This is a genomic window from Silanimonas algicola (assembly GCF_054777375.1).
Map to the genome: position 1 here is coordinate 569,656 of NZ_BAAHAS010000001.1, position 21,639 is coordinate 591,294.

18 protein-coding genes are annotated in these 21,639 nt (G+C 71.0%); 7 read left to right on the top strand and 11 right to left on the bottom strand.

Annotation, left to right across the window (positions count from 1 at the left end):
• Window positions 1-21 precede the first annotated feature (21 nt).
• The 9 genes from ruvC to ACYVAK_RS02775 all read right to left on the bottom strand — a co-directional run bounded on the left by ruvC (window position 22) and on the right by ACYVAK_RS02775 (window position 9,389).
• Window positions 22-549: a crossover junction endodeoxyribonuclease RuvC gene (gene ruvC / locus ACYVAK_RS02735; RefSeq protein ID WP_297865810.1), complete on the bottom strand. Its 528-nt coding sequence runs from the start codon at window positions 547-549 to the stop codon at window positions 22-24.
• Entirely contained in the window at window positions 546-1,274 is a 729-nt protein-coding gene (locus tag ACYVAK_RS02740; RefSeq protein ID WP_461057735.1) for a YebC/PmpR family DNA-binding transcriptional regulator, read from the bottom strand. Before ACYVAK_RS02740 ends, ruvC begins: the two co-directional genes overlap by 4 nt.
• 472 nt (window positions 1,275-1,746) lie before the next feature.
• Complete coding sequence (locus tag ACYVAK_RS02745; protein WP_461057737.1) at window positions 1,747-2,370, bottom strand: alpha/beta fold hydrolase; 624 nt, start codon at window positions 2,368-2,370, stop codon at window positions 1,747-1,749.
• A gap of 14 nt (window positions 2,371-2,384) precedes the next feature.
• Window positions 2,385-4,151 carry an aspartate--tRNA ligase gene (gene aspS / locus ACYVAK_RS02750; RefSeq protein WP_461057739.1) on the bottom strand — a complete coding sequence of 589 codons (1,767 nt, stop codon included), beginning with the start codon at window positions 4,149-4,151 and terminating at the stop codon, window positions 2,385-2,387.
• 68 nt (window positions 4,152-4,219) lie between these two features.
• Window positions 4,220-4,774 (bottom strand): hypothetical protein, encoded by a 555-nt coding sequence (locus ACYVAK_RS02755; RefSeq protein WP_461057741.1) that lies wholly within the window; start codon window positions 4,772-4,774, stop codon window positions 4,220-4,222.
• A complete protein-coding gene (locus tag ACYVAK_RS02760) occupies window positions 4,771-5,055 on the bottom strand; it encodes an FmdB family zinc ribbon protein (protein WP_461057743.1) in 285 nt (94 codons plus the stop codon). The genes ACYVAK_RS02755 and ACYVAK_RS02760 overlap by 4 nt, the downstream gene beginning before the upstream one ends.
• Window positions 5,056-5,132: 77 nt before the next feature.
• Complete coding sequence (locus ACYVAK_RS02765; RefSeq protein WP_461057745.1) at window positions 5,133-7,055, bottom strand: ABC-F family ATP-binding cassette domain-containing protein; 1,923 nt, start codon at window positions 7,053-7,055, stop codon at window positions 5,133-5,135.
• A gap of 292 nt (window positions 7,056-7,347) precedes the next feature.
• Window positions 7,348-8,436, bottom strand: a complete 1,089-nt coding sequence (rsgA, locus tag ACYVAK_RS02770; protein ID WP_461057747.1) for a ribosome small subunit-dependent GTPase A — start codon at window positions 8,434-8,436, stop codon at window positions 7,348-7,350.
• Window positions 8,437-8,468: 32 nt separating this feature from the next.
• Entirely contained in the window at window positions 8,469-9,389 is a 921-nt protein-coding gene (locus tag ACYVAK_RS02775; protein ID WP_461057749.1) for a M23 family metallopeptidase, read from the bottom strand.
• Window positions 9,390-9,460: 71 nt separating this feature from the next.
• On the opposite strand from ACYVAK_RS02775, the gene ACYVAK_RS02780 reads away from it, so the two are divergent.
• Window positions 9,461-9,853: a DUF4345 family protein gene (locus ACYVAK_RS02780; protein WP_461057751.1), complete on the top strand. Its 393-nt coding sequence runs from the start codon at window positions 9,461-9,463 to the stop codon at window positions 9,851-9,853.
• A gap of 15 nt (window positions 9,854-9,868) precedes the next feature.
• On the opposite strand, the gene ACYVAK_RS02785 is transcribed toward ACYVAK_RS02780, so the two are convergent.
• Window positions 9,869-10,969 (bottom strand): hypothetical protein, encoded by a 1,101-nt coding sequence (locus tag ACYVAK_RS02785; protein WP_461057753.1) that lies wholly within the window; start codon window positions 10,967-10,969, stop codon window positions 9,869-9,871.
• Between the two features lie 126 nt (window positions 10,970-11,095).
• Between ACYVAK_RS02785 and ACYVAK_RS02790 the strand changes: the two genes are divergently transcribed.
• The 6 genes from ACYVAK_RS02790 to ACYVAK_RS02815 all read left to right on the top strand — a co-directional run bounded on the left by ACYVAK_RS02790 (window position 11,096) and on the right by ACYVAK_RS02815 (window position 20,653).
• Window positions 11,096-12,340 (top strand): aminotransferase class I/II-fold pyridoxal phosphate-dependent enzyme, encoded by a 1,245-nt coding sequence (locus ACYVAK_RS02790; protein ID WP_461057755.1) that lies wholly within the window; start codon window positions 11,096-11,098, stop codon window positions 12,338-12,340.
• An 8-nt stretch (window positions 12,341-12,348) separates the two neighbouring features.
• Window positions 12,349-13,011: an SGNH/GDSL hydrolase family protein gene (locus tag ACYVAK_RS02795; protein WP_461057757.1), complete on the top strand. Its 663-nt coding sequence runs from the start codon at window positions 12,349-12,351 to the stop codon at window positions 13,009-13,011.
• A 230-nt stretch (window positions 13,012-13,241) separates the two neighbouring features.
• Window positions 13,242-17,714: a glutamate synthase large subunit gene (gltB, locus tag ACYVAK_RS02800; protein WP_461057759.1), complete on the top strand. Its 4,473-nt coding sequence runs from the start codon at window positions 13,242-13,244 to the stop codon at window positions 17,712-17,714.
• Window positions 17,714-19,129 carry an FAD-dependent oxidoreductase gene (locus ACYVAK_RS02805; protein ID WP_461057761.1) on the top strand — a complete coding sequence of 472 codons (1,416 nt, stop codon included), beginning with the start codon at window positions 17,714-17,716 and terminating at the stop codon, window positions 19,127-19,129. Before gltB ends, ACYVAK_RS02805 begins: the two co-directional genes overlap by 1 nt.
• 88 nt (window positions 19,130-19,217) lie before the next feature.
• The gene (grxD, locus tag ACYVAK_RS02810; RefSeq protein ID WP_461057763.1) at window positions 19,218-20,144 is read left to right on the top strand and encodes a Grx4 family monothiol glutaredoxin; all 927 of its coding nucleotides are present in this window, start codon (window positions 19,218-19,220) and stop codon (window positions 20,142-20,144) included.
• Window positions 20,145-20,326: 182 nt separating this feature from the next.
• The gene (locus tag ACYVAK_RS02815; RefSeq protein WP_461057765.1) at window positions 20,327-20,653 is read left to right on the top strand and encodes a hypothetical protein; all 327 of its coding nucleotides are present in this window, start codon (window positions 20,327-20,329) and stop codon (window positions 20,651-20,653) included.
• A 38-nt stretch (window positions 20,654-20,691) separates the two neighbouring features.
• Here the strand turns inward: ACYVAK_RS02815 and ACYVAK_RS02820 are convergent, their stop codons facing one another.
• Window positions 20,692-21,465, bottom strand: coding sequence for an AMP nucleosidase (locus ACYVAK_RS02820; protein WP_461057767.1), 774 nt, complete (start codon window positions 21,463-21,465; stop codon window positions 20,692-20,694).
• Between the last annotated feature and the right edge of the window lie 174 nt (window positions 21,466-21,639).

Genomic DNA, 21,639 nt, shown 5'->3' on the forward strand with positions numbered 1-21,639 from the left:
AATGGGCGCAGTCTGCCCGAGTCAGCGCCTGCGCAGCGCCGCCACGCCCACCCCGGCGCGCATCGCGGTGGCGGACATATGGGCGTGGGTGAGCGCCACGGCCAGCGCGTCGGCCGCGTCGGCGAACAGGCGCTCGCCCTGCAGGTTCAGCAGGATCTTGACCATGTGCTGCACCTGGTCCTTGTCAGCCGCACCCTTCCCCACCAGCGACTGCTTGATCACGCGCGGCGCGTACTCGGCCAGCGGCAGGCCGCGGCGCACGACGGTCGCGATGGCGGCCCCGCGAGCATGGCCCAGCTTCAGCGCGGAGGTCGCGCTCTTGTCCATGAACACGGTTTCGATGGCCACCTGCTGCGGCTGCCACTGGTCGATGATCGCGTCGATGCCTTCCGCGAGGCGCCCGAGGCGCTCGGGGAAGTTGTCGGTGTCGATCAGCAGGTTCAGCACCTCGCAATGCACGAAGGTGTAGTGGCCGTAGGCGTCGACGTCGATGACCCCGAGGCCCGTGCGCCGGGACCCGGGGTCGATGCCGAGCAGGCGGGTCGTCACTGGTAAGCGCTGTCCGGCAGGTCGGCGTTGTGGTGCACGTGCTGCACGTCGTCGAGGTCCTCGAGCTTGTCGAGCAGCTTCACCACCTGCTGCGCCGTCTCGCCATCGACGGCCACGTCGTTGTCGGCACGCATCGTCACGTTGGCCTCCGCCGGCGCGAGACCAGCAGCCTCCATCGCCTTCTTCACCGCTTCGAAGGCCTCGGGCGAGGTGATCACCTCCACCGCGCCGTCGTCGTAGCTCTTGATGTCGTCGGCACCGGCCTCGATGGCCGCTTCCGTGATCTTTTCCTCGTCGGCACCGGAGGCATAGGCCAGCACGCCGATCTTCTTGAACATGAAGGCCACCGAGCCTTCCGTGCCGAGGTTGCCGCCGAACTTCGAGAAGGCATGGCGCACGTCCGCGACGGTGCGCACGCGGTTGTCGGTGAGGCACTCGACGATCACCGCGATGCCGCCCGGGGCGTAGCCCTCGTAGCGCACTTCCTCGTAGCTCACGCCCTCCAGCTCGCCGGTGGCCTTCTTGATCGCGCGCTCGATGTTGTCCTTCGGCATCGAAGCGCCGAGCGCGCGATCGATGGCGAGGCGCAGGCGCGGGTTGCCGGCGGGGTCGCCGCCGCCCATCCGCGCCGCGACGGAGATTTCGCGGACCAGTTTGGTGAAGACCGCGCCGCGCTTGGCGGCCTGCGCGTTCTTGCGGCCTTCGATGGCCATCAATCGACCCATGGGGTGCCTCGGTGGTGTGTGCGATGGCGGGATTATCGCCGAGTGATGCGCCCACGGGCGGGGTGGCTTGTCGGCGAGGCTGTCCCGCCGTCGCGCCTGCCGCGCGTGAGCGCTGGGCCGCTCTCCGCGGACTCGGGGCTGTCCTGCCCCGAGCCGCGCGCTCGCCATCCCTGGCTCGCTTGTCGCTGGCCCAACGCCACGCGGTCGCGGCGCTCTACCACCATTGCCGCATGCACGGATGCCCCGACGCCAACATCGCAGCGGTGTTGCAGCGACGTCGCGGGGCCCGCGGATGCGGCGAGTTCAGGAGCCCCGGCGCGGTGCCCAGGCGCGAGCCCGAAGGGCGGCTCATGGATGAGCCGTCCGCTCGAGGGGCAGGACGCCCCCTTCGAGCGGACCGCCGGGCAGACTGCCCGGACGGTGACGGGGCGGGCCAGCCGAATCCGCGGGCCTCGCGCCGGACGAATGCCAGCTACCCCGCGAACCGCCCCGTCCGCAGGAAGCTCGCCACCGCCTCGGCGGCGACCCGCGACACCAGCAGGCCCATGTGGCTGGCGCGGACCTCGAAGTGGTCCACGAGGCCCGGCAGGCGGGTTTCATCGACGGCCACGGTGCCGTCGTGGGGGCCATCGAAGGTGCCGAAGACGCGGCCGAGGCCGGCCTCGAGCGTGCCGGCAATGGCACCGACCTCGCGGTGCTGGGGTGCGTGCTCGAGGCCCTTCAGGAGGATGCGGGCACTGCGCCCCATGCCGAAACCGAGACCGCGGCCGTGCACGGCGCGGGCCGCGCCGCTGCCGGTCAGCGGGCTGCCGAGGCAGACAATGCGCTGCACCGGCAGTTCGGCGTCCTGCGCCGCCAGCAACGACACCAACCCGCCGAGGCTGTGCCCGACGAGATGGGCCGGCGACTTCCGCTTGCGCGCATCGAGCCGCAGCTTGGCGGCGAGCTGCTGGGCCGCCGCTTCCGCGCCGCCGAACACGCTGGGGTAGCCGAAGGTCTCGGTCTCGAAGCCGGCGGCACGGAGCCGGGCCGCGAGCGGCCACAGCACCGGGCGGTTGTTCCAGATGCCGTGCAGCAGGACGACGCGTTCGGCCACCGCCCTGCCCCGCCTCAGGCCTTGGGCGCGGCCGGACGCACCTGCACGTGCAGCTCGGCCAACTGCTTGTCGTCGATGGGCGACGGGGCGTTGGTCAGCAGGCACTGCGCGCTGGCGGTCTTCGGGAAGGCGATGACGTCGCGGATCGAATCACTGCCGGCCATGAGGGCCGAGATGCGGTCGATGCCGAAAGCGATGCCGCCGTGCGGCGGGGCGCCGTAGCGCAGGGCTTCGAGCAGGAAGCCGAACTTCGCTTCCGCTTCTTCGGCACCGATGCCGAGCAGCTCGAACACCTTGGCCTGCATGGCGCTGTTGTGGATGCGCACCGAACCGCCGCCGATCTCGTTGCCGTTCAACACCATGTCGTAACCGCGCGACACGGCGATGCGGGCGTTGGCCGCGAGGTCGGCGATGTCGTCGATCTTCGGCGCGGTGAACGGGTGGTGGAGCGCGACGTAGCGCTGCGCTTCGTCGTCCCACTCGAACATCGGGAAGTCGGTGACCCACAGCGGGGCCCAGACGTTGGCCACCTGGCCGAGGTCCTTGGCGGCCTTCAGGCGCAGGGCGCCCATGAAGTCACACACCGTCTTGTACGTGCCGGCGCCGAAGAACAGCAGGTCGCCGTCGGCGGCCTGCGCGGCGTCGAGCACGGCATTCAACGTGGCGTCGTCGAGGAACTTGGCGATCGGCGAGTTGATGCCCTCGCGGCCCTTGGCGCGCGCCTCGACCTTCATCCAGGCCAGGCCCTTGGCGCCGTACTTGGCGCAGTAGGCGCCGTAGTCGTCGATCTGCTTGCGCGAGAGCGACGCACCACCCGGCACGCGCAGCGCGACCACGCGGCCCTCGGCGTGGTTCGCCCAGTCGGTGAACACCTTGAACTCGCAGCCCTTCACGAGCTCGGCGATGTCGGTGAAGGCCCACGCAATCCGCAGGTCCGGCTTGTCCGAGCCGTAGAGGCGCATGGCTTCGGCGTAGGTCATGCGCGGGAAGGGGTCGGCGAGCTCGATGCCGCCGACCTCCTTCAGCACGCTACGGATCATCCCTTCCACGAAGTCCTGGATGTCGGCTTCAGTGATGAAGGCGAACTCCATGTCGAGCTGGGTGAACTCCGGCTGGCGGTCGGCGCGCAGGTCCTCGTCGCGGAAGCAGCGCGCGATCTGGTAGTAGCGGTCGAAGCCCGCCATCATCAACAGCTGCTTGAACAGCTGCGGCGACTGCGGCAGCGCGAAGAACTCGCCCGGATGCACGCGGCTCGGCACCAGGTAGTCGCGCGCGCCTTCCGGCGTGGCCTTGGTGAGGATCGGCGTCTCGATGTCCTGGAAGCCCTTGGCATCGAGGTAGCGGCGCAGCGCCTGCACCAGCGCCACGCGGGTGCGCATCGTGCGCTGCATTTCCGGACGGCGCAGGTCGAGGTAGCGGTACTTCAGCCGCACGTCCTCGCCGGGCGTCTCGTGCAGGTAGAAGGGCAGCGTCTCGGCCTTGTTGAGGATCTCGATGCGCTCGGCCACCACTTCGATGCGGCCGGTCTTCAGCTTGTCGTTGACGCTGTGGCGGGCGCGCACGACGCCCGTCACCTTGAGGCAGTCCTCGTAGCCCACCTGGGCCGCCGCCGCGTAGGCGGCGTTGTCCGGCTCGGCGACGACCTGGACGATGCCCTCGTGGTCACGCAGGTCGATGAAGCAGACGCCGCCGAGGTTGCGGGCGACGTCGGCCCAGCCGCAGAGGGTGACGGTCTGGCCGATCAGCGCTTCGCCGAGCTGGCCGCAGTAGTGGCTACGCATGGGAACTCCACGGGAAACTTGGGGCCGTCGCGGTGCCGCGGCGGCAAGCCCGCCATTGTACCGGGGCTTTAGCGCGGGGCGGCCGGGGTCGGACTTTCCGCACCCCAAGGCGCCGGTGGGGCCGGCACCGGCTTGGTCAGGTCGAAGGCCACGCGGAAGCGCCGGGCCGGATTGTTTCCGGCGGCAGGGCGCGCCAGCCCATAGGCGAACGAACGGCCGGGGCGGTGCTCGAGCGTCCAAGTATTGGTGTTCGACACGGCCCGCCCCTCGCGGGTGAACAACGCGATCGACTCGGCGTCGACCGGGAAGTCCTGGCGCGTGGCCGAGCCGGGGGCCGCGGTGTCGCCGCCATACATCGTCAACACATCGGACGAGCCGTCATCGTGGCGATGGTCATGCTTCAGACGCAAACCGGTGGCCGTGCGCGTGATGACCCAGGTACGCGAGCGGTCGGCCCCCACGTGGAACGGGATGCGGATCTCGTCGTCCGTGCATTCCCGCACGTGCATCACCAGCCGCTGCGCGCCCATCGCGGCGTCGGCCGGGTCGTCGGTGGTCATCCGGCCCTCGAACGCTTGGCCGCACAGGGCCAGCAGGCCCGCGAAGAACGCCGAAGCGCTCACTCGCCGGACGCCTTGGCCGGTGCCGGACTGGCGCTCGCCGGGGCCAACGAACCGCCACCCGAGCCGCTGTCGGCGAGGTTGCGCTTCTTGTCCCCGTCCTTCTTGAAGTCGGTCTCGTACCAGCCGCCGCCGGCGAGGCGGAACTGCGGCGCGGTCAGCTGGCGGGCGACGCTGCCCGCTGCCCCGCAAGCGGGGCAGGTGGTCGGGTCGGCGTCGGAGAGCTTCTGCAGGCGTTCGAAGTCGTGGCCGCAGGCCGAGCAGGCGAAGGCGTAGATGGGCATGGCGGGCGGGTTCCGTGGCTTTTCGCTGCGAGCAGCGGTGGGGTCGGCGGGGCCGGTTTTCAAGGCGGGGGCGGGGTTCAGCCCGCCTCGATCTTCTCGGCGAGCTCCAGCCATTCCAGTTCGAGCGACTCGCGCTCGGCCTGCAGGGCGCTGCGCCGCTGGCCCAGCGCCGCCATCGCCTGTGCCGCCTGCGCGCCGCCCTTCGACGAGGCGGCGGCGAGTTCGGCATCCAGCACGTCGGCCTCGGCGGCCAACGAGGCCAGCTTGGCCTCGACGGCGGCATGGCGCTTCTTGGTGGCCGAGTCGACCGGCTTGGCCGGCTTCGCGGCGGGCTTCGGCGCGGCGACCGGCTCGGCCTTGGCCGCCGGCTTCGCCTCGCCGCCCTTGGGCTTGGCGTTGGCGTTGTTGCCGCGCTGCTTGAGCCAGGTGGCGTAGGCGTCGAGGTCTTCGTCGAAGGGCTCGACGATGCCGTCGGCCACGCGCACGTAGCGGTCGCAGACGAGGCCGATGAGATGCCGGTCGTGCGACACCATGACGATGGCACCGTCGAAGTCAGCCAGGGCCTCGGCCAGCGCCTCGCGCATCTCGAGGTCGAGGTGGTTGGTGGGCTCGTCGAGCAGCAGCACGTTGGGCTTCTTCCACGCGATCATCGCCAGCGCGAGGCGCGCGCGCTCGCCGCCGGAGAAACCGTCGATGACTTCGAAGGCGCGGTCGCCGGGGAAGTTCCAGCGGCCGAGGAAATCGCGGAAATCCTGCGTGGCGGTGTTCGGCGCGATCATCCGTAGGTGGTCGATCGGTGTCTGGCCTTCGTGCAGCGACTCCACCGTGTGCTGGGCGAAGTAGCCGATCACGAGGTCCGGGTGGCCGGTGCGCTCGCCCGACAGCAGCGGCAGTTCGCCGACCAGCGTCTTCACCAGCGTGGATTTACCGGCGCCGTTCGGGCCGAGCAGGCCGAGGCGGTCGCCGGCTTCGATCGACAGGCCGACGTTGCCGAGGATCCTGGTGATGCCGCCCTCGCCCTTCTCGTTCGCGGTGTAGCCGCAATCGGCGTCGCGGATCTGGATCAGCGTGGTGGGCTGCTTCAGCGGCACCGGGAAATCGATGCGCACCTCGCGCTCGGCGCGCACCGCCTCGGTGCCCGCCAGCTTCTCGAGGCGCTTCATGCGGCTCTGCGCCTGCTTGGCCTTGCTCGCCTTGGCCTTGAAGCGGTCGATGAAGGCCTGCAGGTGGGCACGCTCGGCCTGCTCCTTCTCGTGCGCGATCTGTTGCAGGCGCAGGTGCTCGGCGCGCTGGCGCTCGAAGGCGGTGTAGCCCCCGACGTAGGTCTTGGCCTTGCCTTCGTGCAGGTGCAGCGTGTGGGTGCACAGGCCATCAAGGAACTCGCGATCGTGCGAGATCACCAGCAGCGTGCCCGGATACGAACGCAACCACTCCTCGAGCCACAGCACGGCGTCGAGATCGAGGTGGTTGGTGGGTTCGTCGAGCAGCAGCAGGTCGGAGGGCGTCATCAGCGCCCGCGCGACGTTCAGGCGCACGCGCCAGCCGCCGGAGAACTCGCCGACCGGCGTGTCGTGCGTATGCGACGGGAAACCGAGGCCGTGCAGCAGCTTGGCCGCGCGCGAGGGCGCGTCGTAGCCGTTGAGCTCGGCCAGCAGGGTGTGCGCCTCGGCGACCTTCTCGTAGTCCTCGGCGGCCATCGCCTCGGCCTCCATCCGGATCGCCGCGTGCACGGCGGCGTCGCCGGAGAGCACGAAGTCCAACGCCGGGTCCGGGAGGGCCGGGGTCTCCTGCGCCACCGAGGCCATGCGCAGCTTGTTCGGCCGGTCGATGTCGCCCTTGTCGGGCTCGATCTCGCCCCGCACCGCGGCAAACAGGCTGGACTTGCCGCAGCCGTTGCGACCGATCACCCCCACCCGCCAGCCGGCGTGCAGGGTCAGGTCGACATCGGAGAAAAGGAGGCGCGGCCCGCGACGCAGGGCCAGGTTTTTGAAGGCGAGCATGGCGCGGAGTCTACCGGAGCCCGCCTGAGCGGCGGCTCAGCGGCCCGCGTGGAAGCGCCTGCCACGCGGTTCGGCCCCGGCGCGGCGGAGGGCGTCGGGGCGAGGCACGTGCGCGAGGCAATCAAGGAGCCCCGGCCGGATCATCAGGCGTCAGCCCGGAGGGCGGCTCATGGATGAACCGCCGCTCGAGGGACAGGGACGTCCCCTTCGAGCGGGCCGCCGGGCAGATCGCCCGGAAGGTGACGGGGCGGGCCAGCCGAGTGCAGGCGCCTCGCGTCGACGCAAAATCGGCTCAGCGTCGACCGAACTTGTCCTTGCCGCCCGACTTGGGTCGCGCGCCTTTGGGGGCCTGCTTGGCCTCGGCGCGGCGCGCCGCCAGCGTGGTGGCCGCCGCGTCGCGCTCGTCGCGCAGCTTCACGTAGTGCGCCCAGCGCGACTCGTCGAGCTCGCCGGCCTCGAGCGCCGCCTGCACGGCGCAGCCGGGCTCGTTGAGGTGGGCGCAGTCGCGGAAGCGGCATTGGGTGGCCAAGGCTTCAATGTCCTCGAACACCTTGTCGGCGAGGTCCTCCTCGCCCACCAGCTTCAGCTCACGCATCCCCGGCGTGTCGATCAGGCAGCCGCCCTGCGGCAGCGGGATCAGCACGCGCGAGGTCGTCGTGTGGCGGCCGCGCGAATCGGTCTCGCGCACTTCCGCCGTCTTCATCTTCTCGCGGCCGAGCAGCGTGTTCGTCAGCGTGGATTTGCCGGCGCCGGAGCTGCCCACCAGCACGCAGCTGCGGCCCGCCCCGAGGTAGGGCTGCAGCACGGCGGCGCTGGCCGCGTCCTTGCCGTTGACGATGTGCAGCGGGAAGCCGGCTTCGACCAGCGGCTGCAGCAGTTCGGCGGCGTCACCGGCGAGGTCGCCGGCCAGGTCGGCCTTCGACAGCACCAGCACCGGCTGGGCACCGCTGGCCTGCACCAGCAGCAGGTAGCGCTCGATGCGCCGTGGGTTGAAGTCGCCATCGAGCCCGGTGACCACGAGGACGTAATCGATGTTCGCGGCGATCGGCTGCTGCTGGTAATGCTCGCCGGCCGCTGCGCGGCGCAGCAGGGCGTGGCGCGGCAGCAGGTTGGTGATGGCCTCGCCCTTGGCGTCGAGCAGCACCCAGTCGCCGACCACGGCGCGGTCCTCGGCGCGGAAGCGCGGACGCGTCCAGGCGGCGGGCGGCTGCACGCGGCGGGCTTCGTCGAGGGTGGTGGCCACCACGTAGGCATTGCGGTGCTGGCCGACCACGCGGGCCAGCGCGGCGCGGGGCCGCCCGGCCAGGGCGAGGGCGGCGGGCGCGTCGTCGCGCCAGCCCATCGGCCGCACGGCGGCGAAATCGTCGGGGGTCCACGTCATCGGGCGCAGTGTACGCGGCCCCGGCCCTCGACTCAGTCCGGCTGGCGGACGGCCTCGGGCACCTCACCGGCGTGCGGCGTCCACGTCTCGCCCTCGGCGGTGGTGAAGCGGAACGGCACGTGGCGCAGGGGGCCGAGCGTCATCGCCGTGGCCTCGATGACAAGGCGCTCCTCCGGCGTGTCGCCGCTGCGTCCCACGCGGGCCAGCAGCTGCCCTCGTTCGACGCGGTCGCCCGGCGCCACCTGCAGCGAGCCCTGCTGCAGGTGCAGGAATTCGACCCGTAGGCCCTCATCGGCATGCAGGACCAGGCGATTGCGGATCGGAGACGTCGCCAGCCCGTTGGCCAGGCCCGGCGGGCAGCCGAGATCGCGGAAGCGGCCCTCCGTCTCGACAACCACACCGGCCAGCGGGCTCCGCACCTCGGCCCCCATGGCCGCGCGCAGCGTGAGCGTCGGGGAAGCCACGGACACGATCTCCGCGGCGTCGGCCAGCGGAAAGCGCGCCTCGATGCCGCGGGCGACGAGGGCGTCGGCCTCGTCGCCAGACCACAGCTTCGGGCCCAGCTGAAGGACGATCGCACGCGGCTCCATGACTGGCCCCTCCACCCACTCGGATTCGAAGCGCGTCGGCCCATCGAGGCTTGTGCCGGGGACGGGCAGGTCGCGGAAGCGGAAGGGGTCGGTCGGCGCCCGCACGCCGCCCCAGACCAGCGGCACGCCTTCGGGCGGCGTGATCGTGATCGTCGAGCGCTCTCGGTCGCCCTCGGTGTCGCTGCCGACCGTGACGATGCCTTGGAACGCCGGCAGCCGCTTCAACTCGGCGGTGCAGCGGGCATCGACGAGGTCGCGGTGGGCCTCCTGCACAACGCGCTGCGAGCGCCACTGCACCGCCAGGGCGGCAGCGAGGACGGCAGCAAGCGTCAGCGAAAACGCGGTCAGGGCTTTGTTGGCCATCGGGGGGCTTCCGTGCGGGGGGCACCCGATTTTGCCACGCCCTTCAGCGGGGGCCGTGCGAGCCTAGGCGCATGAACGCCTTCCGCATCGCTGTGCTCGCCCTCGCCGGCCTCGGCTTCCTCGGCTTCGGCCTGTGGTTCCTTGTCGACCCCATCGGCCCGCTGGCCGCCATCGGCATCACCGCCACCGGCGCACCGGCACCGACCGAATTCCGCGCCTTCTACGGCGGGCTGGAGGTGGGCCTCGGCGCGCTGATGCTGGTCGCTGCGGCGAAGCCGGACTGGCGCACCGCGGGCCTCTGGCTGGTGATCGCCACCAACGGCGGCATCGCCGCCGGGCGCCTGATCGGCGTGGCCATCGACGGGGTCTGGGTGCCCTTCTTCAGCTACGCCCTGGTGTGGGAGGCGGGCTTCGCGGTGTTGGCGGCCGCGGCCTTGCGCGGGGCGGGACCCGCGCAGGACTGAGGCCGAGCGCCGGGCTCAGCCGAAGAGACGCTGCACCGCGGGCAATGCCCACGCCATGACCGGGCCGATAACCGCCGCCACGAGCATGGGGCCGTTGGCCAGCACCATGCCCATCACATGCGCCCAGCGCGGCGTCGGCTCCTCACCGTCCTCTTCATCCAGCGCGCCGAACAGCGCGTCCCCGAGCAGGTATAGCGCGCCGAGCAGGACGAGCACGGCAGCGCCGGCGAACGACAATTGCAGCGTGTCGCCCTGCTCCAAGGACCCGGGAAGCGAGGCTCCGACCAGCACAGGCGCGGTGAGCAGCGTCGGCACGAGGTAACTCCACTCGCGGGGATGCCACGCCGCGAGTCCCATCGTGGTCAGGACGTTGCGCAGCGACCACGCCCAGATGACCAGCAACAGCGTGCCCCACCAGGCGAGATCGGTGAACACCAACAGGGCGACGCCCACCGCGACGGCCAGAACGATGGGAACCAGCAGGTTGCCGCCGCCGTCCTCGTCCGCCTGCGCATCCTCCTTCGAGGCTGCTAGCGTCGCCTTCAGCGCCGCCGCCATCTCGCCCGGGGTCTGCTTCAGGAGCGCTTCCACGAACTCGGCCGTCTCGGCCTGCCGGCGTTCCGTATCGGCGATCAGATCGGCAAGGGCCTCGGGGGCCCCCGGCGCCTCGAGGTTGAGCAGGCCCTCGTCGGCATCCCGCACCAGCCTTTCGACCACCGGTGCCAGTGTCGGCACGGACGCGCGCAGCTCCGCGGGCCCGACGCGATGGGCACCGCGTACCAGCTCGGCACTGGTCTCCCCCACCTGCGAGTGGAAGGTCTCGAGCACCGCACCGAGCAGCCCGACGCGCTCGGCCAACACCTTCAGCACCGACCACGGCGGCATCTGGTGGGTGCTGGTGTCGAAGCTGGCGACGAGCAATCCGCCCTCGACCTCGCCCTCGACGTTGAGCCAGTCCGCCTGCCGTAGCAAGTCAGAAGGCAGGCCGAGTTCTTGGGCCCAACGGGCCTCGCCTTCGGCGTCCTCACGGGCATGCGCCTCCAGCCAGAGCTGGAACTGGCGCATGGCAACCGGGCTGGAGAACTGGAGGTGCAGGGTGTTGCTGTTCTGGGACATCGGGGGGGCTGGGGCGAAAAAGGGCGCGCAGCCTGACAGCGACGGCACGCGCGGACAAGGCTTGACGAGACCGCCCTCGACGCCCTTGCGCTACTCTCGGGGTTTTCCGCCCCGCCTTTCCGCCCCATGCTGTCGAACACCCTGCAAACCCGCGAACGCCTCCGCGAAGTCCGCTACGAAATCCGCGGCGACCTCGCCCGCCGCGCCCGCGAGCTCGAAGGCCACGGCCACAAGCTGATCAAGCTCAACATCGGCAATCCCGGGGCCTTCGGCTTCCGCGCGCCGGAGCACCTGCAGCGCGCCATCGCCGACCACATCCACGACACCGACCCCTACACGCACCAGCAAGGCCTGCCCCAGGCCCGCGAGGCGCTGGCCGCGCACTACAAGGCCCGTGGTACGCCGCACGTGACGCCGGAGCGCATCTTCGTCGGCAACGGCGTGTCCGAGCTGATCGACATCGCGCTGCGCGCCCTGCTGAACCTCGGCGACGAAGTGCTGCTGCCCAGCCCGGACTACCCGCTGTGGAGCGCCGCGACCATCCTCAACGACGGCATCCCGCGCTACTACAGCTGCCGCGCCGAGAACGGCTTCCTGCCCGATCCCGAAGAAATCGAGCGGATGATCGGCCCGAAGACGCGCGCGCTGGTGCTGATCAACCCGAACAACCCGACCGGCGCCAGCTACCCGAAACCGCTGCTGGAAAAACTCGTCGCGATCGCCGCGAAGTACCGCCTGCTGCTGATGGCCGACGAGATCTACGACGGCATCCTCTACGACGACAACACGTTCCAACCGCTGGCCCCGCTGGCCGGCGACGTGCCCTGCCTCACCTTCAGCGGCCTGTCCAAGGTGCACCGCGCCTGCGGCTGGCGCGTGGGCTGGGCGGTGCTGTCCGGCGACCCGCTGCGTACCGGCGACTACCACCACGCGCTCGACCTGCTCGGCGCGCTGCGCCTTTGCGCCAACGTGCCGGGCCAGTTCGCGATCGAAGCGGCGCTGACCGGCGGCGACACCATCACCGCGCTCACCGCGCCCGGCGGCCGCCTGCACGCGTCGCGCGCGGCGGTGCTCGACGCGGTCGCGAAGAGCCAGTTCCTGTCGGTGGTCGCGCCGCAGGGCGCGCTGTACGCCTTCCCGAAGATCGACACCGCGCGCCTGCCGGCGTTCGACGACTACCGCTTCGCGCTCGATCTCCTCGAAACCGAGCACGTGCTGATCGTGCCTGGCAGCAGCTTCAACGTGCCCTACCGCGACCACTTCCGCGTGACCCTGCTGCCGCAGGCCGAGGAGATCAGCGAGGTGTTCCGTCGCATCGAACGCTCGCTGTCGCAGTACGCCGACCGCGGCGGGGCCCGCCAGAGCGCCTGAGGCCGCGCATGAGCCTGATCCTCGACACGGCGGAAGCCGGTGCCGCGCCCCGGCGCGGCTTCCTGGCGCTGGGCGACAGCTACACCATCGGCGAAGGCGTGCCGGAGGCCGGCCGCTGGCCGGTGCAGCTCACCGCCGTGCTGCGCGCGCGAGGCATCGCGCTGGACGCGCCGCGCATCATCGCCACCACCGGCTGGACCACCGACGAGCTGGACGCCGGCATCGACGCCGCCCACGCGGCCATGCCGATCCCGACCGACCACGCCCTGGTCTCGCTGCTGATCGGGGTGAACAACCAGTACCGCGGACGCCCGCTGGCCGAGTATCAGGTGCAGTTCGCCGCCCTGCTCGAGCGCGCCATCGACTTCGCCGGCGGCGAGGCGTCGCGGGTGATCGTGCTGGCCATCCCCGATTGGGGCGTCACGCCCTTCGCGATCCAGTCCGGCCGCGACCGCGGGCAGATCGCCACCCAGCTCGACGCGTTCAATCTCGCGGCGCAGCGCATGACGGAGGCCCGTGGCGCGCGCTTCGTCGACACCGCGCCGGTGAGCCGCCAGCGCGGCGGCGAAGTGGCCATGCTGGCCGACGACGGCCTGCACCCCTCCGCGGCGCTCTACGCGCTGTGGGCCGAAGCGGCGGTGCCTGCCGCGCAGGCCGCGCTCGCGCCTTGATCCCCGCCCGGCGCGCGTCGTGCCAAGCGCGCCGAACGGTTGCGATCGCAACCATCCCGCGCACTCCCGCCGTGAATACGAATGCAGGCGAAGCGCGCCGCGCCGCGCCATTGCTAGCGTTCGGCGTGACGGCGAGCGATTGAAGTCCCGGCTCTAAACCCGCGTGGTGAAGTCGGGGGCCAACCATCGACGCCACTACTGCGAGGGGAGCAGACGGCATGCGTGAGTGCGTGACTTCGACACAGGAGCCGGACCAGCGAACCGACCCGGTTCGCGGGCTCCACGACCCGTCCTTCGAACATGACGCCTGCGGCTTCGGCCTGATCGCGTCGCTGGACGGGGTGCCGAAACGCCGCCATGTCGACCTCGCCCTCGATGCCCTGAAGCGCATGTCGCATCGCGGCGCGATCGCTGCCGACGGCGCGTCGGGCGACGGTGCCGGCCTGCTGCTGCAGCGCCCGTCCGCCTGGCTGGCCGCCTGCGCTGCCGACATCGGCGTGTCCCTGCCGCCGCAGTTCGCGTCCGGGCTCGTGTTCCTGCCGCGCGACGTCACCCAGGCGCAGGCCTCGCGACAGAAAATTGCCGATGCCGCGCGCGAAAGCGGCCTGATCGTGGCCGGCTGGCGCCGCGTGCCGCTGAACCTCGAGGCCTGCGGCCCCATCGCCGACGCCCGCCGCCCGCACATCGAGCAGGTGTTCGTCGCGCCCGCCGCCACGCTCACGGACGCGGAGTTCCGTCGCGCGCTGTTCGTGGCCCGTCGCCGCGCCGCGCTCGCGCTCGGCGACGACGACGCCGGCTACATCGTCACGCTGTCCGCCGACAGCTTCGGCTTCAAGGCCATGGTCATCCCGGAGCGGCTGCCGCAGCTGTTCCCGGACCTGATGCACCCGGCCTTGGCCAGCACCTGTGTCATCGTCCACCAGCGTTTCTCCACCAACACCTCGCCGCGCTGGCCGCTGGCCCAGCCCTTCCGCCACCTCGCGCACAACGGCGAGATCAACACCATCTCGGGCAACCGCGGCTGGGCGCGCGCGCGCCGCGCGCTGTGGAAGGCCGAAGGCCTCGACTTCGCCACGCTGGGCCCGTTGGTCGGCGAGCACGGCTCGGATTCGCAGAGCCTCGACGACATGCTCGAGGTGATGCTGGCCGGCGGTTTCGACGCGCTGGCCGCGCTGCGCATCCTGATCCCGCCGGCGGCGCACACGCTGTCGACGCTCGACCCCGACCTCGCCGCCTTCTACGAGTACTATGCGCTGCACACCGAGCCGTGGGACGGACCGGCCGCCGTGAGCTTCAACGACGGCCGTTACGCCGGCTGCCTGCTCGACCGCAACGGCCTGCGCCCGGCGCGCTGGGCGCGCACCGACGACGCGCTGGTGATCGCCTCCGAGGCCGGTGCCTTCCGCATCGCCGAGGACCAGATCATCGCCAAGGGCCGCCTCGGGCCCGGCGAGATGATCGCGGTGGAACTGGAATCGGGCCGCGTGCTCGACAGCGGCGCCATCGACCGCATCAACGCCGGGCGCCACCCGTTCAAGCGCTGGCTGAAGGACGGCGTCAGCTACCTCGTTTCCGACCTGATCGACCCGGCGCTCGCCGCCGAGCCCTTCGACGACCTCACGCTGGCGCGCTTCCAGCGCCGTTTCGGCCTCACCCGCGAGGAGCGCGACGGCATCCTGAAAGTGCTGGCCGAGACCGAGGGCGAGGCCATCGGCTCGATGGGGGACGACACGCCGCTGCCGGCGCTATCGCAGCGCCTGCGTTCGCTGTACGACAGCTTCCGCCAGGCCTTCGCGCAGGTCACCAACCCGCCGATCGACCCGCTGCGCGAGACGGTGGTGATGTCGCTGGTGACGCAGATCGGCGCCGAGAAGAACGTCTTCGAGGCCAAGCCCGAACACGCCCGCCAGGTGCAGCTGAACTCGCCGCTGCTGAGCCAGCGCAAGCTGCGCGAACTGCTCGCCCTGCCCGACTACGCCGAGAAGCACGCCCTGCTGCACCTGTACTGCCGCGACGGCGAGGGCATGGAAGCGGCGATCCGCCGCGTGCGCGAGGAGGCCATCGCGGCCGTGCGCGGCGGCGCCGTGGTGCTGCTGCTCTCCGACCGCTACCCGCCGGACGGCGCCCGCGCCATCCACGCCCTGCTGGCCACCGGCGCCGTGCACCATGGCCTCGTCGATGCCGGCCTGCGCTGCGCCTGCAACCTGATCATCGAGACCGGCACGGTGCGCGACGCGCACCACGTGGCCTGCCTCGTCGGCGTGGGCGCGACCTTCGTCTACCCCTACCTCGCCTACCAGACCCTGCACGGCATGCAGCGCCACGGCCAGCTCACCCTGCCGGGCGACGCGAAGGAGCCGGGGCGGCGCTTCCGCCGCGGCGTGAAGAAGGGCCTGCTGAAGATCCTCTCGAAGATGGGCGTGAGCTGCCTGTCGAGCTACCGCGGCGCGCGCCTCTTCGAGATCGTCGGCCTGGCGCCGGAAGTGGTGGACCTGTGCTTCCCCGGCACGCCGAGCCGCATCGGCGGCGCCGGTTTCGCCGAACTCGATGCCGACGCCGCGGAGTTCGCCGAACTGGCCGCCGACGACGCGGCACCGCTCGAGATCGGCGGCCTGATGCAGTACCGCCCCGGCGGCGAGTACCACATGGCCAACCCGGACGTGGTCATCGCCCTGCAGCGCGCGGTGATGAGCGAGGCGCCCGAGGATTGGGACGCCTTCCGCCGCGCGGTGGACGAGCGCCCGCCCTCGGCGCTGCGCGACCTGTTCGCCTTGAAGCCCCTCGGCCCCGCCGTGCCGTTGGACGAGGTCGAGCCGGCCAGCGCGATCCTGTCGCGCTTCGACTCCGCGGGCATGAGCCTCGGCGCCTTGTCGCCGGAAGCGCATGAGGCGCTGGCCACGGCGATGAACCGCCTCGGCTGCCGCAGCAATTCCGGTGAGGGCGGTGAGGACGCCGCGCGCTACGGCACCGAGCGGCGCAGCAAGATCAAGCAGGTGGCTTCCGGCCGCTTCGGCGTGACGCCGCATTACCTCGTCAACGCCGAGGTGCTGCAGATCAAGGTGGCGCAGGGCGCGAAGCCCGGTGAAGGCGGCCAGCTGCCCGGCCACAAGGTCGACGCGCTGATCGCGCGGCTGCGCCACGCCAAGCCCGGCATCGGCCTGATCTCGCCGCCGCCGCACCACGACATCTATTCGATCGAAGACCTCGCCCAGCTGATCTACGACCTGAAGCAGATCAATCCCGAGGCGCTGATCTCGGTGAAGCTGGTCGCGCATGCGGGCGTGGGCACGATCGCCGCCGGCGTGGCCAAGGCGCAGGCCGACTTCATCACCATCTCCGGCCACGATGGCGGCACCGGTGCGAGCCCCATCAGCTCGATCCGCTACGCCGGCTCGCCCTGGGAGCTGGGCCTCGCGGAAGCGCAGGAGACGCTGCGCCGCAACGGTCTGCGCGAGCGCGTGCGCCTGCAGACCGACGGTGGCCTGAAGACCGGCCTCGACGTGATCAAGGCCACGCTGCTCGGCGCCGACAGCTTCGGCTTCGGCACCGTCCCGATGATGGCCCTGGGCTGCAAGTACCTGCGCATCTGCCACCTCAACACCTGCGCCACCGGTGTGGCCACGCAGGAGCCGCGCCTGCGCGCGCAGCACTTCAAGGGGCTGCCCGAGCGCGTCATCGCCTACTTCACGTACCTGGTCGAAGACGTGCGCCGGCACCTCGCCGCGCTCGGCGCCCGCTCGCTGGAAGAACTGATCGGCCGCGCCGACCTGCTGGTCGAGCGCGAGGACGTGCCGCACCGCCAGCAGTTGCTCGACCTCTCGCGCCTGAAGGCGAGTGCATTGCTGCCGGGGCCGGCCTCGCACCGTGCCGCACCGCCGATCGTTGCTGCCCCCAGTCCCTTGGCCCAGCAGCTGCTCGACGAGGCCTTCCCGGAGTTGAAGGCGGGCCGCAGCGTGCGCCGCGACGTGCGCATTGACACGCAGGACCGCAGCCTCGGCGCCGGCTTGGCCGGGGCGCTCGCCAAGACCTTCGGCGACGCCGCGCCGCCCGGCACGCTGGAACTGCACTGCCACGGCAGCGCCGGCCAGAGCTTCGGCGCCTTCAACGCCAAAGGCGTGCACCTGCACCTGCACGGCGAAGCGAATGACGGCGTCGGCAAGGGCATGGCCGGCGGCCGCATCGTCATCGCGCCGCCCGCCGGGCACCGCTACACGGCACAGCACGCCGCGATCCTCGGCAACGCCGCGCTGTACGGCGCCACCGGCGGCGAGCTCTACGCCGTGGGCCGGGGTGGCGAACGTTTCGGCGTGCGCAACTCCGGGGCCACGGCCGTGATCGAGGGCGTGGGCGACCACGGCTGCGAATACATGACGGGCGGCCAGGTGCTGGTGCTGGGCCGCACCGGCCTGAACTTCGGCGCCGGCATGACCGGCGGCTTCGCCTATGTGCTCGACATCGACCGCGGCTTCGTCGACCGCTACAACCACGAACTCGTCGACATCCATCGCCTCGAGGCCGAATCGATGGAAAACCACCTGCAGCACCTGCGGAACCTGCTGCGCACGCACGCGCAGCTGGCCGGCAGCGCGCAGGCGCGCGAGCTGCTCGAGGATTTCCGCGAAGTGATCGGCAAGTTCTGGCTGGTGAAGCCGAAGGCCGCGAGCCTCGATTCGCTGGTCGCCGCATTGAAGAGGGCCGCTTGATGCCACGCGCGCAATTCGATTTCCTCGACCTGCCCCGGCAGATGCCGAAGGAACTGGCCGTCGCCACGCGCCTGGGCCTCGACGTCGAGATCTACGGCAGGTTCGAGCCCGCCGAAGCCAAGGCCCAGGCCGGGCGCTGCCTCGACTGCGGCAACCCCTACTGCAGCAACGGCTGCCCGGTCGGTAACGCGATCCCGCAATGGCTGGAGCTGGTGCGGCAAGGCCGGCTGTTCGAGGCCGCCACGCTGGCGCACGAGACCAACCCGCTGCCCGAGATCTGCGGGCGCGTCTGCCCGCAGGACCGCCTCTGCGAGGGCGCCTGCACGCTGGAGACCGGCTTCGACGCCGTCACCATCGGCAGCATCGAGAAGTACCTCGTCGACGAGGCCTTCAAGCAGGGCTGGCGCCCCGACCTGTCGCGGGTGAAGCCGCGCAAGGAACGCGTCGCCGTCGTCGGTGCCGGCCCGGCCGGCCTCGCCTGCGCCGATCGATTGGTGCGCGCCGGCGTGGGCGTCACCGTGTTCGACCGCCACGACGAGATCGGCGGCCTGCTCACCTTCGGCATTCCGCCGTTCAAGCTCGAGAAGTCGGTGATCGCCACGCGTCGCCAGGTGCTCGAGGGCATGGGCGTGCGCTTCCAGCTCGCCACCGACGTCGGCCGAGACATCGAGTTCGGCAAGCTCCTCGCTGAGCACGACGCGGTGTTCGTCGGCACCGGCGCGACCACGCCGGTCGATGCCCGCTTGGCCGGCCAATCGCTGCCCGGCGTGCTGCCGGCCCTGCCCTTCCTGATCGCCAACGCGCGGCGCGTGCTGGGCCGCACGCTCGACGCCGACGATGCCGCCATGCTCGACCTCAAGGGCAAGCGCGTCCGCGTGCTCGGCGGCGGCGACACCGCGATGGACTGCGTGCGCACCGCGCGTCGCCGGGGCGCCGCCGAAGTCAGCTGCGTGTACCGCCGCGACGCCGAATCGATGCCCGGCTCGCGTCGCGAGGTGAAGAACGCCCGCGACGAGGGCGTCGAGTTCCTGTTCCATCGCGCGCCCCTGGCCATCGAGGGCGAGGGCCGCGTGCAGGCCTTGCGCGTGGCCCGTACCGAAGCGGCGGGCCGCGGGGCCTTCTCGATCGTCGAAGGCGACGCCGAAACGCTGGCCGCGGACGTGGTGATCCTCGCCTTCGGCTACCGCGCCAGCCCGCCGGCCTGGCTCGCCGAGCACGGCGTGCGCCTCGCCGACAGCGGCCTGATCGTCGGCGCCGGCGCCTCCCCGTACCAGACCTCGGTGCCCAAGCTCTGGGCCGGCGGCGACGCCCTGCGCGGCGCCGACCTCGTCGTCACGGCGGTTCGCGACGGCCGCGACGCCGCGACGGCCATGCTGCGGCAGTTCAAGGGCATCACCATCCGCACGGCGGCATGACGCCCACGCGGGCCCGCTCCCGTTCACCCGGGGGCGGTCGCGGGGCGGCGTACAATGCGGCCCTTCCTGTTTTGACCGCCCGCCCGCCATGAGCCTGTCCGCCGACACCCGCGCCCGCATCGAATCGATCCTCACCTCCCACGAGGTCGTGCTGTTCATGAAGGGCAGCCCGCAGCGCCCGCAGTGCGGGTTCTCGATGAAGGCCTCGAGCATCGTGGGTGGCATCGTCGCCGAGTACGCCCACGTCGACGTGCTGCAGGACCCGGAGATCCGCGAGGGCATCAAGGTGTTTGGCCAGTGGCCGACCATCCCGCAGCTCTACGTCAGGGGCGAGCTCATCGGCGGCTCCGACATCATCGAGCAGATGCTGAACTCGGGGGAGCTCCACGCGCTCCTGGGCGGCGCGGCGCCGGACCGCACGCCGCCGACGATCACGATTACCGACGAGGCCGCCACGCAGATCCGCAAGGCCATGGCCGACCAGGGCGAGGGCCTCGCGCTGCACATGGCGGTCGACGCCAAGTTCAACAGCCGCTTCGAACTGAAGCCGGCCACCGGACAGGAGATCAGCGCGACCTCGAACGGCATCACGGTGCACTTCGACCTCGCCAGCGCGCCGCGCGCCAACGGCATCGTGATCGACTGGGTCGACAACGGCGTGCGTGGCGCCGGCCTGTCGATCACCAACCCGAACGCCCCGGCGCAGGTGCGCCCGCTGTCGGTGACGGACCTCGCGGCCCGCCTCGCCGAGTTCACCGTCGTCGACGTGCGCCCGCCGCAGGCCCGTAGCCTCGCGACCTTCCCGCACGGCCATGCCGTGCTGGACGAGACCACCCACGACGACCTCGCCGCACTGCCCAAGGACACCAAGCTCGCCTTCCTCTGCCACCACGGCAACAGCAGCCGCCAGGCCGCCGAGCACTTCCGCGGACTGGGCTTCACGCAGGTCTACAACGTCGAAGGCGGCATCGACGCCTGGTCGACCGAGGTCGACGCTTCGGTGCCGCGCTACTGAGGCACGGGCGGAAAGGCGCCGGGCCGGGCAAGCCCGGCGACCGTCAATCCATGTCAACGGCCGGCGCTTCACGGACAGTCGACCCGTCCATTCATGGCATGTGTAGAGTTTTTGCGCTAAACAACGGGAGCATGCCCCGAACAGTCGGGAAAAAACCCCGACGCGGCGGCACGGAGATGGCGATGAACCGTGGAATGTATTGGATGGCCCCGACCCTGGCCCTCGGCCTGCTGGTCGGCTGCGGCGGCGCCGCCACGCCGGGCGACGTGGCCGCCCAGGCCTGCGACGCGCAGGTGCGCACCCAGCTGGACGGCAAGCCCTACACGCTGGACCTGAAGATGCTCGCCGAAACGATGCGTGACGACGGCCGGGGCGGCTTCCTGCTCGCCTCGCAGGTGACGGTCGAGGCCGGCCTCGCCAACCAGTCGGTGCAAACGCTCGAATGCACGGTCCGCATGGCCGCGGACAATGCCAGCGCCGAGGTGCTCAACGTCCGCTTCATCTGGTGAGCGACGGGGCGGCCCCGCCGCCCCGCCCTCGCCGCGCTTCAGTCGAAGCGCAGGTGCTTGACCGACTTGCCGTGGCGGCGCACCAGCTTCAGCGCCTCGATGCCGATCTGGATATGGCGCTCGACGAAGTTCGCGCTGACCACCTTGTCCGACGCCTCGGTCTTCACCCCTTCCGGGATCATCGGCTGGTCCGACACCAGCAGCAGGGCGCCTGACGGGATGCTGTTGGCGAAACCGGCGGCGAACACCGTGGCCGTCTCCATGTCGATGGCCATGCAGCGCAGTTTGCGCAGGTATTCCTTGAACGCCTCGTCGTGCTCCCAGACACGGCGGTTCGTGGTGTAGACCGTACCGGTCCAGTAGTCGTGCTCGAGGTCGCGGATCATCGTCGACACCGCGCGCTGCAGGGCGAAGGCCGGTAGCGCCGGCACTTCCGGCGGCAGGTAGTCGTTGCTGGTGCCCTCGCCGCGGATCGCCGCGATCGGCAGCACGAGGTCACCGAGCTGGTTCTTCTTCTTCAGGCCGCCACACTTGCCGAGGAACAGCACCGCCTTCGGCGACACGGCGCTGAGCAGGTCCATCACCGTCGCGGCATTGGCGCTGCCCATGCCGAAATTGATCATGGTGATGCCGTCGAAGGTCGCGCTCGGCATCGGCCGGTCGCGGCCGACGATCTCGGCGCCCGTGAGGCGCGAGAACACGTCGAGGTAGCCGCCGAAGTTGGTCAGCAGCACGTGCGGGCCGAACTCCTCCAGGGGCACGCCCGTGTAGCGCGGCAGCCAGTTGGAGACGATCTCGTTCTTGTCTTTCATCGGGTGTCCTTCTTTTCTCGTTTGCCCTGCGATTTTGCCACGCGCGCGGCCCCGCCCTCGCGGGGGAACCATGACCTTCGGCCTAGTGGTTGCACCGGGGCCGCGGGCTAGGGTGTCCGCTTCCCTCGCTGGAGCCCGCGATGCGACCGCTTGACCTCCGAACCACCGCCCTTG